We start from the raw sequence: 16,974 nt of genomic DNA on the forward strand, positions 1-16,974 counted from the left end.
CCGATATGCACGCCCCTGAACCGAAACGCGACGAACTCTACGTCGATGCCGCCTACGACATGATCGTGGTCTCCAACCGACTGCCGGTCGACTACGAGCGCGGCCCAGACGGCGAGACCAGGTGGAAGAGCTCACCCGGCGGGCTCGTCACCGCTCTCGAGCCCGTGATGCGCGCCGCCGACGGCGCCTGGATCGGCTGGGCCGGCATCGCCGACCGCGAGTTCGACCCGTTCGAGCACGACGGCATCAACATCGTGCCGGTGCCGCTCTCGGAGTCGGAGCTCGAGGAGTACTACGAGGGCTTCTCGAACGACACGCTCTGGCCGCTCTACCACGACGTCATCGCGCCGCCGTCGTACCACCGCGAATGGTGGGAGGCGTACGTGCGCGTCAATCGCCGCTTCGCCGAAGCGGCTGCGCGCGCGGCATCCGACGGCGCCGTCGTCTGGGTGCAGGACTACCAGCTGCAGCTGGTGCCGCGGATGCTTCGCGAGAGCCGCCCCGACCTCGTGATCGGCTTCTTCAATCACATCCCGTTCCCGGCATACGGCATCTACTCGCAGCTGCCGTGGCGGCGCCAGGTCATCGACGGGCTGCTCGGCGCCGACGTCATCGGGTTCCAGCGCCCCGCGGATGCCGGCAACTTCACCCGCGCGGTGCGCCGCCTCTACGGCTATGCGACGCGCGGCAGCGTGATCGACGTGCCCGGTCCCGACGGCGACGTGCGGCACGTCGTCGCCCGCGCCTTCCCCATCTCGATCGACGCCGCCGGCTTCGAGGAGATCGCGCGACGGCCCGAGGTGCAGGCTCGCGCCCATGAGATCCGCGAGAGCCTCGGCAATCCCGAGACGATCATGCTCGGCGTCGACCGGCTCGACTACACGAAGGGCATCAGGCACCGCCTGAAGGCCTACGGGGAGCTGCTGAACGAAGAGCGGCTCTCGGTCGAGGACGTCACCCTGGTGCAGGTCGCGAGCCCGTCGCGCGAACGCGTCGAGACCTACCGTCAGTTGCGCGACGAGATCGAGTTGATGGTCGGGCGCCTGAACGGCGACCACTCGACGCTCGGCCACCAGGCGATCGCCTACCTGCATCACGGGTACCCGCGCGAAGAGATGGTCGCGCTGTACCTCGCGGCCGACGTCATGCTCGTGACGGCGTTGCGCGACGGCATGAACCTCGTGGCGAAGGAGTTCGTCGCCTGCAGCTTCGACGATGACGGCGTGCTCGTGCTCAGCGAGTTCACCGGGGCATCCGACGAGCTCAGGCAGGCGATCCTCGTGAACCCCCACGACATCGAGGGGCTCAAGGACGCGATGGTCGAGGCCGCGCGGATGCCGCGCAAGGAGCGAGCCCGTCGCATGCGAGCCCTGCGCAAGCGCGTGCGCGAGAACGACGTGGCGAAGTGGTCGGCGACCTTCCTGAAGACGTTGACCGGCGCCGGAATCATCGCATCCGGAGTGCCCGACGGGCTCGGCTCGGCGGTCGCCCGCATCGCGGACACCGACCGGCTGCTCGTCGCCCTCGATTTCGACGGCACCCTCGCGCCACTCGTCGACCGGCCCGAAGACGCCCGGGCGACGAACCGCGCCCGCACGGCCATCGAGCGGCTCGCCGCACTCGACGACACCCGCGTCGCGATCGTCTCGGGCCGGGCGCTCGAGAGCCTCCGCGAGGTGGCCGACCCGCCGCACGGCGCGCTGCTCAGCGGCTCTCACGGCGTCGAACTGCAGCTGGACACCGGGGGAGTGACGATCGATCTGCGCGACGCAGAGCTCGCCGCGCTCGAGCACCTCACCCGCATCCTCGAAGAGGTGGCCTCGGGCGCCGAGGGTGCGTGGGTCGAGTGGAAGCCCGCCGGGCTCGCCCTGCACACCCGCAAGGTCGCGTCGGCCACCGCGGTCGAGCTGCAGCGCACCGCGCGGGCTCGGGTCGAGGCCGAGATCCCCGAGCTCACCGTGCGCAGCGGCAAGGGCGTGCTCGAGTTCTCGGTTCGGCCGAGCGACAAGGGTGAGGCGCTCACGAGGCTCAGGCAGCACTCGGGGGCGAGCGCCGTCGTCTACGTCGGCGACGATGTCACCGACGAAGACGCGTTCGCCGCGCTCGAGAGCGACGACCTGGGCGTCAAGGTCGGCCAGGGGCGCTCGCTGGCGACGCATCGCGTGCGCAGCCCCGACGACGTCGCCGATCTGCTCGAGCGGCTCGCCGATGCCCGTGACGCGACGCGCGGAGGGCCTTCGCGCTGGCCATAGACTCGACGCATGTCGGAGTTCGATCCCAAACCGCGTAGCCGTACCGTCACCGACGGCATCGAAGCCATGACCAGCCGGGGCATGCTCCGCGCCGTGGGCATGGGCGATGCCGATTGGGACAAGCCCCAGATCGGCATCGCGTCGTCGTGGAACGAGATCACGCCCTGCAACCTCTCGCTCGCCCGCCTCGCGCAAGCCGCGAAAGAGGGCGTGCACGGCGGCGGCGGCTATCCGCTGCAGTTCGGCACCGTCTCCGTCTCCGACGGCATCTCGATGGGCCACGAGGGCATGCACTTCTCGCTCGTCTCGCGAGAGGTCATCGCCGACTCGGTCGAGGTCGTCATGCAGGCCGAGCGCCTCGACGGCTCGGTGCTGCTCGCCGGCTGCGACAAGTCCATCCCCGGCATGCTCATGGCGGCCGCTCGACTCGACCTCGCCTCGGTCTTCCTCTACGCCGGCTCGATCGCTCCAGGCTGGGTGCGCCTCTCCGACGGCACCGAGAAGGACATCACCATCATCGACTCGTTCGAAGCGGTCGGCGCGGTCAAGGCCGGCACGATGAGCGAGGCCGACGCGAAGCGCATCGAGTGCGCGTTCGCGCCGGGCGAGGGCGCCTGCGGCGGCATGTACACCGCCAACACGATGGCCTCGGTCGCCGAGGCGCTCGGGCTCTCGCTGCCGGGCTCGGCCTCACCGGCATCCGCCGACCGTCGTCGCGACTACTACGCGCACCGCTCGGGCGAAGCCGTCGTGAACCTGCTGAAGCACGGCATCACCGCCCGCCAGATCCTCACCAAGAAGGCGTTCGAGAACGCCATCGCCGTGGGCATGGCGCTCGGCGGCTCGACGAACATCGTGCTGCACCTGCTCGCGATCGCGCACGAGGCCGAGGTCGACCTCACCCTCGACGACTTCAACCGCATCGGCTCGAAGGTGCCGCACATCGGCGACCTCAAGCCCTTCGGCAAGTACGTCATGAACGACGTCGATCGCCGCGGCGGGCTGCCGGTGCTCATGAAGGCACTGCTCGACGCCGGGCTCATGCACGGCGACGCGCTCACGGTCACCGGCAAGACGCTCGCAGAGAACCTCGCCGAGATGGACATCGAGCCGCTCGACGGCGAAGTGCTGCGCACGCTCGACAACCCGATCCACGAGACCGGCGGGCTCACGATCCTGCACGGTTCGCTCGCGCCAGAGGGCGCCGTCGTCAAGACCGCCGGCTTCGACGCCGCAACCTTCGAGGGCCCGGCACGGGTGTTCGAGCGTGAACGCGCCGCCATGGACGCCCTCACCGCCGGTGAGATCAAGCATGGCGACGTGGTCGTCATCCGCTACGAAGGGCCGAAGGGCGGGCCCGGCATGCGCGAGATGCTCGCCATCACCGCGGCCATCAAGGGCGCCGGCCTCGGAAAAGATGTACTACTCTTGACGGACGGTCGATTCTCAGGCGGCACAACCGGCCTCTGCATCGGCCATCTGGCACCCGAAGCGGTGGACGCAGGTCCCATCGCCTTCGTGCGCGATGGTGATCTCATACGGGTCGATATCGCAGCTCGTTCCATCGACCTACTGGTCGACGATGCCGAGCTGGCTGCCCGCCGTGAAGGCTGGGCTCCGCTTCCCCCGCGCTATACCCGTGGCGTCCTCGCGAAGTACTCGAAGCTCGTGCGTTCCGCCGCCGAAGGCGCCACGACGGGCTGAGTGCTGCGTCTCCCGCACACACCGTCCACCAGAACAGGAACCGAATGTCCACGGAATCCAGTCCCGTGCCATCGCCCGCCCCAGTGCCTCCCGGCGCGCCCGTGGAGATCACCGGCGCCGAGGGAGTCGTGCGTTCACTCGAGATGCTCGGCATCACCGACGTGTTCGGCCTTCCCGGCGGCGCGATCCTCCCCGTCTACGACCCGCTCTTCGAGAGCAAGAAGCTCCGCCACATCCTCGTGCGCCACGAGCAGGGCGCCGGCCACGCCGCCGAGGGCTACGCCTCGTCGTCGGGCAAGCTGGGCGTCGCCATCGCGACCTCCGGCCCCGGCGCGACGAACCTCGTCACGGCGATCGCCGACGCCCACATGGACTCGGTGCCGATGCTCGCGATCACCGGCCAGGTGTTCTCGAACCTCATGGGCACCGACGCGTTCCAAGAGGCCGACATCGTGGGCATCACGATGCCGATCACGAAGCACTCCTTCCTCGTGAAAGACCCCGCCGAGATCCCGGCGACGCTCGCTGCAGCGGTGCACATCGCGACCACCGGCCGCCCCGGCCCGGTGCTCGTCGACATCACGAAAGACGCGCAGCAGGCCAAGTTCATGTTCCGCTGGCCGCCGAAGCTCGACCTGCCGGGCTACCGGCCGATCACCAAGGCGCACGGCAAGCAGGTCGCTGCCGCGGCCCAGATGCTCGTCGAGGCGAAGCGCCCCGTACTGTACGTGGGCGGCGGCGTCATCCGTTCCGGTGCCTCCGACGAGCTCCGCACGCTCGCCGAGACGACGAACGCCCCCGTGGTCACGACGCTGATGGCGCGCGGCGCGTTCCCCGACTCGCACCCGCAGCACCTCGGCATGCCCGGCATGCACGGCACGGTACCCGCGGTGATCGCTCTGCAAGAGGCCGATCTCCTGATCGCGCTCGGCGCGCGCTTCGACGACCGGGTGACCGGCAAGGCCGCGCTCTTCGCCCCGAACGCGAAGGTCGTGCACGTCGACATCGACCCGGCCGAGATCTCGAAGATCCGGGTCGCCGACGTGCCGATCGTCGGCGATGCGAAAGACGTGCTCGTCGACCTCGAGTCGGCCTATCGCGACGCCGTCGCGGCGCAAGAGGGCACGCCTGATCTCGACGAGTGGTGGGCCACGCTCGACGGGCTCCGGGCCGAGTTCCCCCTCGGCTTCACGAAGCCGTCCGATGGTCTCCTCGCCCCGCAGCAGGTCATCCAGCGCATCGGGGAGCTCACGGGGCCAGAGGCGGTCTACGCCGCGGGCGTCGGGCAGCATCAGATGTGGGCGGCGCAGTTCATCAAGTACGAGCGGCCGAACTCGTGGCTGAACTCCGGTGGCGCCGGCACCATGGGCTACGCGGTTCCCGCGGCCATGGGCGCCAAGGTCGCCGAACCAGACCGCGTGGTCTGGGCGATCGACGGCGACGGATGCTTCCAGATGACGAACCAGGAGCTCGCCACCTGCACGTTGAACAAGATCCCGATCAAGGTCGCGATCATCAACAACTCCTCGCTCGGCATGGTGCGCCAGTGGCAGACGCTGTTCTACGACGGCCGGTACTCCAACACCGACCTGAACACCGGTCACGACACCGTGCGCATCCCCGACTTCGTGGCGCTGGCAGAGGCCTACGGCGCGCTCGGCATCCGGGTCACGAAAGAAGACGAGATCGACGACGCGATCAAGCTCGCGCTCGAGACGAACGACCGGCCGGTCGTCATCGACTTCGTCGTCTCGGCCGAGGCAATGGTGTGGCCGATGGTGCCGCAGGGCGTCTCGAACAGCTACATCCAATACGCCCGCGACCACTCGCCGGCATTCAGCGAGGAGGACTGACCATGTCGACACACGTGCTCTCCCTCCTCGTCGAAGACAAGCCGGGCCTCCTCACCCGGGTCGCCGGTCTGTTCGCACGCCGCGGGTTCAACATCGAGTCGCTCGCCGTCGGGCACTCCGAGATCCCGGGGCTCAGCCGCATCACGGTCGTCGTCGATGTCGACGAGCTGCCCCTCGAGCAGGTGACGAAGCAGCTGAACAAGCTCATCAACGTCATCAAGATCGTCGAGCTCGATCCGACGCAGTCGGTGCAGCGCGAACACCTGCTGATCAAGGTGCGCGTCGACAACGCCACGCGTTCGCAGGTGCTCGAAGCGGTGAACCTCTTCCGTGCGCGCGTCGTCGACGTGTCGACCGACGCCCTCGTGATCGAGATCACCGGCGACTCGGGCAAGACCACGGCGTTCCTGAAGGTGCTCGAGCCCTACGGCATCAAAGAGATCGCCCAGTCGGGCCTGCTCGCCGTCGGACGTGGCGGCAAGTCCATCACCGAGCGCGTCTTCAAGAACTGACCGCCGGCTTCACCCCAGCTTCAACGAACTGCACGAGACCACTACCAAGGAGAATGAACAGCATCATGGCTGAGATCTACTACGACAAAGACGCCGACCTCGCCCTCATCCAGGGCAAGAAGGTCGCGGTCATCGGCTACGGCTCGCAGGGCCACGCGCACGCGCAGAACCTTCGCGACTCGGGTGTCGAGGTCGTCATCGGACTCAAGGAGGGTTCGAAGTCGAAGCCGAAGGCCGAAGAGGCCGGCTTCCAGGTGCTGAGCGTCGCCGACGCCGCGGCATCCGCCGACGTCATCGTCATCCTCGCTCCCGACCAATATCAGCGTCACATCTACGCCGAGTCGATCAAAGACAACCTCGCCGAGGGCAAGACGCTCGTCTTCGGTCACGGCTTCAACATCCGCTTCGGCTACATCGAGGCGCCCGAGGGCGTCGACGTCGTCATGGTCGCGCCGAAGGGCCCCGGCCACACGGTGCGTCGCGAGTACGAGGCGGGTCGCGGTGTGCCCGTGATCGTCGCGGTCGAGAAGGATGCCTCGGGCAACGCGTGGCCCCTCGTGCTGAGCTACGCCAAGGCGATCGGCGGCCTTCGCGCCGGCGGCATCAAGACGACGTTCACCGAAGAGACCGAGACCGACCTGTTCGGCGAGCAGGCTGTGCTCTGCGGCGGCGTCTCGCAGCTCGTGCAGTACGGTTTCGAGACCCTGACCGAGGCCGGCTACCAGCCGCAGGTCGCCTACTTCGAGGTGCTCCACGAGCTGAAGCTCATCGTCGACCTCATGTGGGAGGGCGGCATCGCCAAGCAGCGCTGGTCGGTCTCCGACACGGCCGAGTACGGCGACTACGTCTCGGGCCCCCGCGTCATCGACCCGCGCGTCAAGGAGAACATGCAGGCCGTGCTCGCCGACATCCAGTCGGGCGCGTTCGCGAAGCGCTTCATCGACGACCAGGACAACGGCCAGCAGGAGTTCCTCGAACTCCGTGCCAAGGGCGAGGCGCACCCGATCGAGGCCACGGGCCGCGAGCTCCGCAAGCTCTTCGCCTGGAACGCCTCGAACGATGACGACTACGTCGACGGCGAGGTCGCGCGCTAAAGCCGCGAACCAAGCAATCCGAACAACGACGAAGCCCCGCCCGGATCAGATCCGGGCGGGGCTTCGTCGTTCACTCGTGGCGATGAGCCGAGTCACTCCGCTTCGGGCGTCTCCTCGGGCTCATCGGCGGGCGCATCGCTCGTGGTGCCGGCCGTCACCGCGTCGACCTGTTCCTGCGTGTACCCGCAGTAGTTCACGGCCTCGCGGTCCCAATAGCTCACGAGGCGGTCCTTGCCGGCCGCGTGGGCATCGGCGACCGTGCCCTCGTAGATCTGGCCGTCCTTCGATTCCTTGTTGACGTCGGGTACGTCGGCGCAGACGTGGAAGACGCTGCCCGACTTCGTCCAGTACACGAGATCCTGCCCGGTGAGCTGCTCGATCGTGTTCGACTCCTCGGTGTACTGCTCGACCGACGGCGGGTTGTAGTCGACGCCGAGTGCGATGGCGCCGCCGCCGATGACGATCGCGATGACGCCGGCGAGCGCCTTCTGCTTGCCGTCCATGTTCTTGTTCGTGAAGACGAGGATGATGAGCGGCAGGAAGGCGATCACTGCGATGATCGCGCCGAGCTGGTTCTGCATGAAGAACCGGACCGTGTCCTCCTTCGACGCCGGGTCGAGGCGGTTCGCCTTCTTCCACAGCAGCGAGCCGCCGATCGCGAGTGCGCCGATGACGACGATCAGAATGATGAGCAGCACCATGTTCACGGGCACCTGCCGCAGCACCCAGAAGATGGCGAACGCCTCGCCGGCGATGGCCAGCAGCCAGAGCCCGCCGGCGATCAGGCGCAGCGTCGTCGCCTGCTTCTTCGCCTCGGGCGTCGGGGTCCAGGTCGGTGCGTCGACGGCGACGGCACCGCTGCTCTGCGCGTTCGCGGCAGTGGGCTCGACGCGAACGATCTTCTTCTTGCCTTGCTCTGCCACGTTCGTCCTTCCGAAGGGGTTGAGTGCCGCGATGAGCATATTGGAACGCGGCCACGTGTTGGGGGATCGACGCGGAATCGTCACCACGGCGTCATCGTCGGTGAACGCGCCGTCGCCGAGACATCTGATGTCTGTGTGTCAAGATGGATGGACCGCACCGATGAGAGAGACGACATGCGACAGGAATGGTTCGACACGGCCCGATTCGGGCTCTTCGTGCACTTCGGCGCCTACAGCGGCGCCGCTCGCCATGAGTGGGTGCAGGCGTACGAGCGGCTGACCGATGCGGAGTACCTGCCGTACGCCCGTCACTTCGAACCCGATCGCTTCGATGCTGCGGCGATCGCCGCGACGGCCGTCGCCACCGGCATGGGCTACTCCGTGCTCACGACGAAGCACCACGACGGCTTCTGCCTGTGGGACTCCGAGCTCACCGACTTCTCGAGCAGCACGGCCTGCGGCCGTGATCTCGTCGCCGAGCACGTCGAGGCGACACGGGCCGCCGGACTCAAGGTCGGCCTGTACTACTCGCTCATCGATTGGCACCACCCCGACTTCACGGTGGACTGGAACCACCCGCGCCGCGATGACTCCGGGGCGCACGCGTTGAACGACGGCCGTTCGATGGAGCGGTACCGCGCGTACCTGCACGGGCAGGTGCGCGAGCTCCTCACCCGCTACGGCACGATCGACTACCTCTTCTTCGACTTCACGTACCCCGAGACGAAGCAGGGCTGGGCGGGCAAGGCCGCCGAAGACTGGGATGCGGAGGGACTCATGGCGCTCTGCCGTGAACTCCAGCCGGACATGCTCGTCAACGACCGACTCGGCGTGCCCGGGGACTTCGTGACGCCCGAGCAGTACCAGCCGACGAAACCGATACTGGAGGCGGGGTCGCCCGTCGTCTGGGAGGCGTGTCAGACGACGAACGGCTCATGGGGCTACCATCGCGACAACGTCGACTTCAAGAGCGCGCCGCTGCTCATCCGCATGCTCGCGGACTCAGTCTCGATGGGCGGCAACATGCTGCTGAACGTCGGACCCGACGGGCGCGGAGCGATCCCTCCCGCCGACCTGGCCCTCCTCGGCGAGATCGGCGACTGGATGGAACTGCACCGAGACGCGATCGTCGGCGCAGGGCACGCGTCGTACACACCGCCGCGAGAGGGCGTCTACACGCTGCGCGGTGATCGTCTCCACCTGCACCTGTTCAGCTGGCCGCTCGGCTTCGTGCACCTGCCGGGGCTCGCGGGCAAGGCCTCCTATGCCCGGTTCCTCCACGACGGCTCGTGGCTTCGCACGAGCGTCACCGACCCCGATCAGACGGCGAACGTGATGCGCCCCGCAGGGGAGGAGGCGGGCACGCTGACCGTGTCACTGCCGGTCAGGCGGCCGGATGTTGCGGTTCCGGTGATCGAGCTGACGCTGGCCTGAGTCGATCAGCGAGTCACGGGCACGGATGCCTCGGCACTGAAGGTGAGCTCGTCGAGCACGAGCCGCGCGGCGCCGAGCAGCCCGGCATTCAGGCCGGTCGACGCGGGTTCGATGCGCAGGCGCTGTGTCACGAGCGGGTGGCAGCCCTCGTAGATACGACTGCGCACCGCGGCGATGAAGGGTTCGCTCGACGACATGCTTCCGGTGAGGAACAGCGCGTCGGGATTGAAGAAGTTCACGACGGTCGAGAGCACCTGGCCGAGGTAGGTGCCCGCCGTGCGCACGAGCGTCGTCGCGACGGGGTCGGCGTCGCGGGCGAGGGCGAGCACGTCCGCGGTCGTGCGCACCACGATTCCACGCTCGTTCATCTGCCGCACGAGGCTCGCGCCGCTCGCGACGGTCTCGAGGCAACCGGTGTTCCCGCAGGAGCACGGCATGTCGTCGGCCGCGTCGATGCGGGTGTGCGTGACGTCGCCGGCCGCCCACGTGGCACCGCGGTGCAGCACGCCGTCGACGATGATGCCACTGCCGATCGCCGTGCCGGCCTTGACCGTGACGCTGTGGCGCGTCGCACCGAATTGCGCGCGGTGCTCGCCGAGCGCCATGAGGTTGGCATCGTTGTCGACGGCGGCGGGCACGCCGAACTCGCGACTGAGCCAGTCGCGCACCCGGAAGCCCGGCCATCCAGGCATCCGAGACGGCTGGTCGACGCCGCCGGTGCCGATGTCCACCGGGCCAGGCAGTGCCAGGCCGACTCCGCGAATGCCTCGGAATTCGGGATCGACCTCGGTCGCAAGAGCGCGCATCGCGGCGGCGATCGTGCTGAGGGTCGCCTCCGGCCCATCGCCGACATCGACCGGGATCGAGGTCGTGGCGAGCAGCGTGCCGCTGAGATCGACGCGGCCGATTCGCGCGTGACCGCCGCCGAGGTCGGCGACGAGGATGCTGCCGCGATCACCGCGGAGTCGAAGGATGCGGGGCCGACGCCCGCCGCTGGAGACGCCGACGCCCTCTTCATGGAGCACACCGAGCTCGGTGAGTTCGGCCACGCGGAGCGAGACGGTCGATGGGGCGAGCCCGAGGATGCGCGACAGATCGCTGCGCGAGTTCGCGTCGCCGCGGGCGATGAGCTCCACGATCTGGCGGGTGTGATGTGGCTGCGACGACGGGGGCGTCTGCGGAGTCGACGGTGACATGAGCTTCTTTCGCGGTCGAAGTAAGTTGAGGCTAGTGCGTCTGCGAGGTCTTGGCGAGAGCGACCCGCGGAAAATCAAGGATCTGCGACAGACATCCGATGAAAGCTGGCGCAGGATTCGCCTGTCTGGCATGATGACTTTACGCACGAAGTTGAATAAGTTCATTCGACGATCGAAAGAACTCATTGCTCATGTGCGTCCTTATGCCTGAGGAGGCGACATTCAATGAAGAAGATCCACGTCGGCGCGATGGCGGTCGCGACCGCCGCCGCACTCGTGATGACGGGTTGCAGCAACGGAGCCGCTGACGCGTCATCCGACACCATCGTCATCGACATGTGGGCGGGGAGCCAGTCAGACACCGACGCGCTGAACGCGCAGCTCGCGATCGCGCAGGAGCAGAACCCCGACCTGAAGATCGAACTGCGCACTGCGCCGTGGGGCGACTTCTTCACGAAGCTCACGACGAACATGGCCTCGGGCAATATGGCCTGCGTCACCGGAATGAACTCGGGCATGCTCTCGAGCTACACCGAAGGGTTCGCCGAGCTCACCGCTGCCGACCTGAAGACTGCAGGGCTGGACTCCGCGGACTTCGCGACGGGCAGCGAAGAGATCCTCTCGAACAAGGGCACCATGTACGGCCTGCCGTTCGACATCGCGACCATGCTCGTCTATTTCAACCAGGACTTGCTCGACGCCGCCGGCGTCGAGGCGCCGCAGCCCGGCTGGACCTTCGACGAATTCGAGGCGACCGCGAAGGCGGCCACCACCGATGGCAAGTACGGCTTCGCCGTCGGCATGGGCGACTTCCAGTGGCAGGCGCTTCCGATCGCCAAGTCGGGCACCCAGCCCGTCGAGGACGACGGCACGCTCGACCTCACCAACCCCGACTTCGTCGACGCGGCCACCTGGTACTCGGGCCTCGTCACCGACGAGAAGGTCGCCGCGCCGGTCGCGTCGGCGTCGGACACCGGCTGGGGCGAGGCCCAGTACTCGGGCGGCAACGCGGCCATGGCGGTCGACGGCACCTGGAACGCGGTCACGTACCTGAACAACGACTCCGGATTCAACGCGGGCATGACCACGCTGCCCACGGGCGACAACGGCTCGCTCGGCCTCATCCTCGGCTCGGGCTTCGGCATCGCGAAGGACTGCGAGAACAAGGATGACGCGCTCAAGGTGCTCGGCTCTCTCCTCAGCACCGACGCGCAGGACTACATCGCCTCTTCGGGCCGCAGCTACCCGGCGCGCGTGTCGTCGCAGCCGCTCTACTTCGAGTCGATCGACGAGCAGTACCGCGACCAGGTCGAGGCCGTCTTCACGAAGGCGTTCGAGCAGGTCGAGGGCCAGAAGGTCAGCGACAACTGGTCGAAGGTCGGCACCTACATCCAGCCGCAGCTCGTGAGCGTCTACAACGGGCAGGAATCCATGTCGAACGTGCTCGAGTCCGCTCAGCAGCAGTTCGGCGAATAAGCACCACCGGCAAGGACCCTCTCGAGATGTCGAACACCAACCAGATACCTCGTCGAGGGACGCTCGCCAGAGCTGAATCCCGTCAGGCGCTGGGCTTCGTCAGCCCAGCCCTGGCGGGGCTCGCCCTGTTCACGGTCGTCCCCGTCGTACTGTCCATCGTCATGGGCTTCTTCAACTGGCCCACCTTCGGCGAGAAGACGTTCGTCGGGTTCGACAACTACGTCAAGCTCTTCACGCAGAGCCCCGACTTCTGGCCGGCGCTGCGCAACACCTTCGTCTTCGCCCTGTTGTACGTGCCGATCAGCGTCGGGCTGTCGCTGCTCCTCGCGATCTCGCTCAGCGCCCGCATCCGCGGTCGGGGCATGCTTCGCGTGCTCTTCTTCATCCCCGTCGTGACCCCGATGGTCGCGAACGTGCTCGTGTGGAAGATGATGCTGCAGCCGCAGGGCCTCTTCAACGGCCTCTCCCAGACCTGGTTCGGGGTCGAGCTGCCGAACTTCCTCGCCGACCCGCAGTGGGCCATGATCATGGTCGTCATGATGTCGGTCTGGCAGGGCCTCGGCTACAACATGCTGATCTTCTCGGCGGCGCTCGAACAGCTGCCCGAGTCCGTCGTCGAGGCGGCGCGCATCGACGGCGCTCGCGGCTTCCGGATGCTCTGGAGTGTCACGCTCCCGATGATCTCGCCGTCGCTGTTCTTCGCGAGCATCATGACCATGATCACGGCGTTGCAGGTCTTCGTGCAGCCGCAACTGCTCACCGGCGGTGGTCCGGGCAACGCGACCCAGCCGCTCGTGCAGTTCATCTACAACCAGGGCTTCAAATTCCAGGAGCTCGGTCTCGCCGCGGCGGCAGCCTGGATCCTCTTCGCCATCATCATCATCCTGACCGCGCTGCAGTTCCGCGCGCAGAAGAAGTGGGTGCACTATGAGCATTGACACGCTCCCGGCCGCGACCGCGGTGTTCGATGCGGAGACGGATGCTCCCGCAGAGCCCGACGAGCGATCGGGTGGTCGCGAACCGCTCACGAAGCGCGGCCGTGTGCAGCTCGTCTTCGCGCACATCGCCGTCTACGTCGCCGCTGCGATCTTCGTCTCGCCGATCGTCTACGCCTTCTTCTCGGCGCTGAAGCCGAACTCCGAGATGTTCTCGATGCCGCCGACCCTCGTCGGGTCGGAGGTGCGCTGGTCGAACTTCGCCGACGTCTTCGCCTACGGGCCCTTCCTGACCTACATCGGCAACTCGTTCTTCGTCTCGATCACCGGCACGCTCGTCGTGCTCGCGGTGTCGACGACGGCCGGCTACGCGTTCGGCCGCCTCCGCTGGAAGGGCCGCGACGCGGTGTTCGTGATCTTCCTCGCGACGCTCATGGTGCCGCAGGAGGTGCTCGTCATCCCGATGTTCCAGGTGATGCAGTGGTTCGGCTGGGTCGACACCTACCAGTCGCTCATCCTGCCCTTCGCGTTCACCGCGTTCGGCACCTTCCTCATGCGCCAGTTCTTCCGCGGCATCCCGTTCGAACTCGAAGAGGCCGCGCGCGTCGACGGTGCGGGGCCCATCCGCTCGTTCCTGCAGATCATCCTGCCGCTCGCGAAGTCCGCCGTCGCCGTGCTCTCGGTCTTCACGTTCCTCTCCTTCTGGAACAGCTACCTCTGGCCGCTCATCGTCACGGTCGACTACGCCACCCACGGCACCCTGCCGGTCGGCCTCGCGTCGTTCTCAGGGCTCCAGGGCACCCGCTGGGATCTCCAGATGGCAGCTGCGATCATCTCCATGATTCCGACGACCGTGCTCGTGATCGTGCTGCAGAAGCACCTGGTGAAGGGCATCGCGATGGCCGGGCTCGGCGGTCGGTAGTGCCCGATCGCTCGACCAGCACCGCTCTTCTCCACCTCGAACCAGGTACCACCATGTCTTCGCAGCACGTCGTCGCCGGCCTCGACATCGGCGGCACCAAGATCTCGGCGGTGCTCTGCGACCGTTCGGGCACCGTTCTCGCGGCGGGCGTCGTCCCGGCGCCCGCCAGGGAGGGCGGCCCCGCCATGACGGCCGCCGCAGCTGCGCTCGTGCGTTCGCTCGAGCAGAGCTCGGGCCTCGTCGCGGTCGCGGCCGGCGTCGGCGCAGCCGGCGTCATCGACCAGGCGAGCGGCACGGTGCGCGCGGCATCCGAGTCGTTCACCGACTGGGTCGGCTACGCCATCGGGCCTGAGCTCTCGAACGCGCTCGGCGTGCCGGTCTCGGCCGAGAACGACGTGAACGCGTTCCTGATGGGCGAGCTCCGCTGGGGCTCGGTCGCCGGCTCGGAGCACGCCATCGGCATCACGCTCGGAACGGGCGTCGGCGGTGCGATCGCGATCGACGGCCGCATCATGAGCGGCCCGCACGGCGCGGCCGGTGAGATCGGGCACACGCCGGGGTACAGCGAACTCGTCTGCACGTGCGGCCAGGTCGGGCACCTCGAGACGCTCGCCTCCGGTCGCTCGATCGAGGCCCGTTACGCGGAGCGCATCGGTGCTGTCGGCACCTCGGGCATCGCGATCGCCGAGCTGGCGCGGGCCGGCGACGCCGACGCCGCGGCCGTCTTCGACGCGGCGGGTCACGCGCTCGCCCTCGCCATCGCCACCGCCGCGAACCTCTTCGACGTCGTCGACGTCGTCGTCGGCGGGGGAGTTCGCGAGGCCTGGGACGTGCTCGAGCCGTCGCTCTCCAGGACGCTCGCGCAGAACGCACCGATCTCGGGCATCCCGCTCGCGGTGCATCCTGCACGGCTCGGCGGCCGCGCCGTCGCGCTCGGCGCGGCGGCACTCGCCTGGCCGCTCGCCGTCGACGGTGCGCCCGGCATCGCAACGGAAGCGGATGTCGCAGCACCGGCGTCGCCGGTCGGCATGACGGCGTGAGCCGGATCCGATGCAGAACACGAACGAGGAGCAGAACGTGAACGACGCCCAGACCATCGCGCCGGACGCATCCGAGATCTGGATGGGGCCGCTCGGCGCCCTGGAGGAAGGTGGGCTCTCACGTCCCCGCATCGGCATCGCCGGCATCTCGATCGAGTCGAGCACCTTCTCGCCGCATCTGAGTGGCGATGAGGCGTTCACGGTTCGGGAGGGTGCCGCGCTCATGGCGTACTACCCGTTCCTCTCGGAGGGATCGGAACTGCGGGTGGCGGCCGAATGGGTGCCGTTGACGCACGGTCGGTCGCTCCCGGGCGGCGCGGTCGCTCGCGAGACATATGAGCGCATGAAGCGCGCGATCATCGCAGGTATCCGCGCCCGAGGACCGTTCGACGGCTTCTTCTTCGACATCCACGGTGCGATGAGCGTCGTCGGCATGATCGACGCCGAAGCCGATCTCGCCGCCGCGGTACGCGCCGAACTCGGTGCGGCGACCCTCGTCTCGACCTCGATGGACCTGCACGGCAACGTCTCGCGCGAACTTCTCGATGCGGTCGACCTCATCACCTGTTACCGCATGGCACCCCATGAGGACGTGTGGAACACCAAGGAGCGGGCGGCGTTCAACCTGCTCACGCGCCTGCGTTCCTCCGTCGGCGCGGACGTGCTCGAGCGGCGCCCCTACAAGGCGTGGCTGCAGGTGCCGGTGCTGCTGCCCGGCGAGAAGACGAGCACCCGCCTCGAGCCGGCGCGCGGCATTTATGCCGAGGTGCAGGTGGTCGAGCACACCGAGGGCGTCGTGGATGCCGCCGTGTGGGTCGGGTACGCCTGGGCCGACGAGCCCCGCTGTCAGGCCGCCGTCGTCGTCACCGGCGACGACCGGCAGGTGATCGCGGCCGAGGCTGAGCGGCTCGCCCGCGCCTACTGGGATGCCCGCGACGACTTCGAGTTCGTCGCCGATGCGCTGCCGCTCGCCGAGTCGATCGACGCGGCACTCGCTGCGACCGACGAACGGCCCTACCTGATCTCGGATTCGGGTGACAACCCGACGGCCGGCGGTGCCGGCGACGTGTCGTGGACCCTCGGACAACTGCTCGACCGGCCGGAGTTCGCAGACGACGACCTCACGGTCATCCACGCGTCGATCTTCGATCCGACTGCTGTCGAGGTCGCCAGGACGGCCGGCGTCGGCGGGGAGATCGCCGTGCTCGTCGGCGGTCGCGTCGACGGCGGTCCGTCGGGCCCGGTGCCGATCGCGGGAACCGTGTTCTCGATCACGGACGGCGACGCCGACGCGGGAACCCAGGTCGTCATCAAAGCCGGCGGCGTGCACGCGATCATCACCGAACGCCGCAAGCCCTTCCACCATCTCGCGGACTTCACGATGCTCGGGCTCGACCCGCACGCGGCCGACCTCGTCGTCGTGAAGATCGGCTACCTCGAACCCGAGCTCTACGACCTCGCGCAGGGCTGGAAGCTCGCCCTGACTCCCGGAGGCGTCGACCAGGATCTGCTCCGCCTCGGCCACCGTCGCCTCGCTCCCGGCGTCTTCCCCTTCGAGACGGATACCCCCGACCCCGCGCTCGAGGCCGTCGTCACCCGCCGAACGACCCGCTGACACCCCGAACAGGAACGA

Annotated in this window: 13 protein-coding genes; 11 read left to right on the top strand and 2 right to left on the bottom strand. The window is 68.0% G+C overall.

What is annotated here, in order from left to right:
* Positions 1–5: 5 nt before the first annotated feature.
* The 5 genes from H521_RS24880 to ilvC are packed head-to-tail and all read left to right on the top strand — an operon-like array spanning position 6 to position 7,415.
* Entirely contained in the window at positions 6–2,252 is a 2,247-nt protein-coding gene (locus H521_RS24880) for a bifunctional alpha,alpha-trehalose-phosphate synthase (UDP-forming)/trehalose-phosphatase (protein ID WP_022891741.1), read from the top strand.
* Positions 2,253–2,261: 9 nt separating this feature from the next.
* On the top strand, positions 2,262–3,956 hold the full coding sequence (ilvD, locus tag H521_RS0103985; RefSeq protein WP_022891742.1) for a dihydroxy-acid dehydratase: 1,695 nt from the start codon (positions 2,262–2,264) through the stop codon (positions 3,954–3,956).
* 44 nt (positions 3,957–4,000) lie between these two features.
* The gene (locus tag H521_RS0103990) at positions 4,001–5,809 is read left to right on the top strand and encodes an acetolactate synthase large subunit (protein ID WP_026481879.1); all 1,809 of its coding nucleotides are present in this window, start codon (positions 4,001–4,003) and stop codon (positions 5,807–5,809) included.
* A 2-nt stretch (positions 5,810–5,811) separates the two neighbouring features.
* On the top strand, positions 5,812–6,321 hold the full coding sequence (gene ilvN / locus H521_RS0103995) for an acetolactate synthase small subunit (RefSeq protein WP_022891744.1): 510 nt from the start codon (positions 5,812–5,814) through the stop codon (positions 6,319–6,321).
* Entirely contained in the window at positions 6,318–7,415 is a 1,098-nt protein-coding gene (gene ilvC, locus H521_RS0104000; protein ID WP_281167448.1) for a ketol-acid reductoisomerase, read from the top strand. Before ilvN ends, ilvC begins: the two co-directional genes overlap by 4 nt.
* Before the next feature lie 92 nt (positions 7,416–7,507).
* Here the strand turns inward: ilvC and H521_RS21435 are convergent, their stop codons facing one another.
* On the bottom strand, positions 7,508–8,338 hold the full coding sequence (locus H521_RS21435) for a hypothetical protein (RefSeq protein ID WP_156891273.1): 831 nt from the start codon (positions 8,336–8,338) through the stop codon (positions 7,508–7,510).
* Between the two features lie 174 nt (positions 8,339–8,512).
* Between H521_RS21435 and H521_RS0104010 the strand changes: the two genes are divergently transcribed.
* Entirely contained in the window at positions 8,513–9,772 is a 1,260-nt protein-coding gene (locus H521_RS0104010; RefSeq protein ID WP_026481881.1) for an alpha-L-fucosidase, read from the top strand.
* A 5-nt stretch (positions 9,773–9,777) separates the two neighbouring features.
* Here H521_RS0104010 and H521_RS0104015 read toward each other — a convergent pair whose 3' ends face one another.
* Positions 9,778–10,968, bottom strand: a complete 1,191-nt coding sequence (locus H521_RS0104015; protein WP_051159177.1) for an ROK family transcriptional regulator — start codon at positions 10,966–10,968, stop codon at positions 9,778–9,780.
* 225 nt (positions 10,969–11,193) lie between these two features.
* On the opposite strand from H521_RS0104015, the gene H521_RS0104020 reads away from it, so the two are divergent.
* The 5 genes from H521_RS0104020 to H521_RS0104040 all read left to right on the top strand — a co-directional run bounded on the left by H521_RS0104020 (position 11,194) and on the right by H521_RS0104040 (position 16,956).
* Entirely contained in the window at positions 11,194–12,444 is a 1,251-nt protein-coding gene (locus H521_RS0104020) for an ABC transporter substrate-binding protein (RefSeq protein WP_022891749.1), read from the top strand.
* A 26-nt stretch (positions 12,445–12,470) separates the two neighbouring features.
* Positions 12,471–13,382, top strand: a complete 912-nt coding sequence (locus tag H521_RS0104025; RefSeq protein ID WP_022891750.1) for a carbohydrate ABC transporter permease — start codon at positions 12,471–12,473, stop codon at positions 13,380–13,382.
* Positions 13,372–14,301 (top strand): carbohydrate ABC transporter permease, encoded by a 930-nt coding sequence (locus tag H521_RS0104030; protein ID WP_022891751.1) that lies wholly within the window; start codon positions 13,372–13,374, stop codon positions 14,299–14,301. The genes H521_RS0104025 and H521_RS0104030 overlap by 11 nt, the downstream gene beginning before the upstream one ends.
* Positions 14,302–14,354: 53 nt before the next feature.
* A complete protein-coding gene (locus H521_RS21440) occupies positions 14,355–15,341 on the top strand; it encodes an ROK family protein (protein WP_022891752.1) in 987 nt (328 codons plus the stop codon).
* An 82-nt stretch (positions 15,342–15,423) separates the two neighbouring features.
* The gene (locus tag H521_RS0104040) at positions 15,424–16,956 is read left to right on the top strand and encodes a M81 family metallopeptidase (protein WP_040423861.1); all 1,533 of its coding nucleotides are present in this window, start codon (positions 15,424–15,426) and stop codon (positions 16,954–16,956) included.
* Positions 16,957–16,974: the final 18 nt, after the last annotated feature.

It is taken from the genome of Agromyces subbeticus DSM 16689 (genome assembly GCF_000421565.1).
In the GTDB taxonomy this organism is placed as follows: Bacteria; Actinomycetota; Actinomycetes; order Actinomycetales; family Microbacteriaceae; genus Agromyces; species Agromyces subbeticus.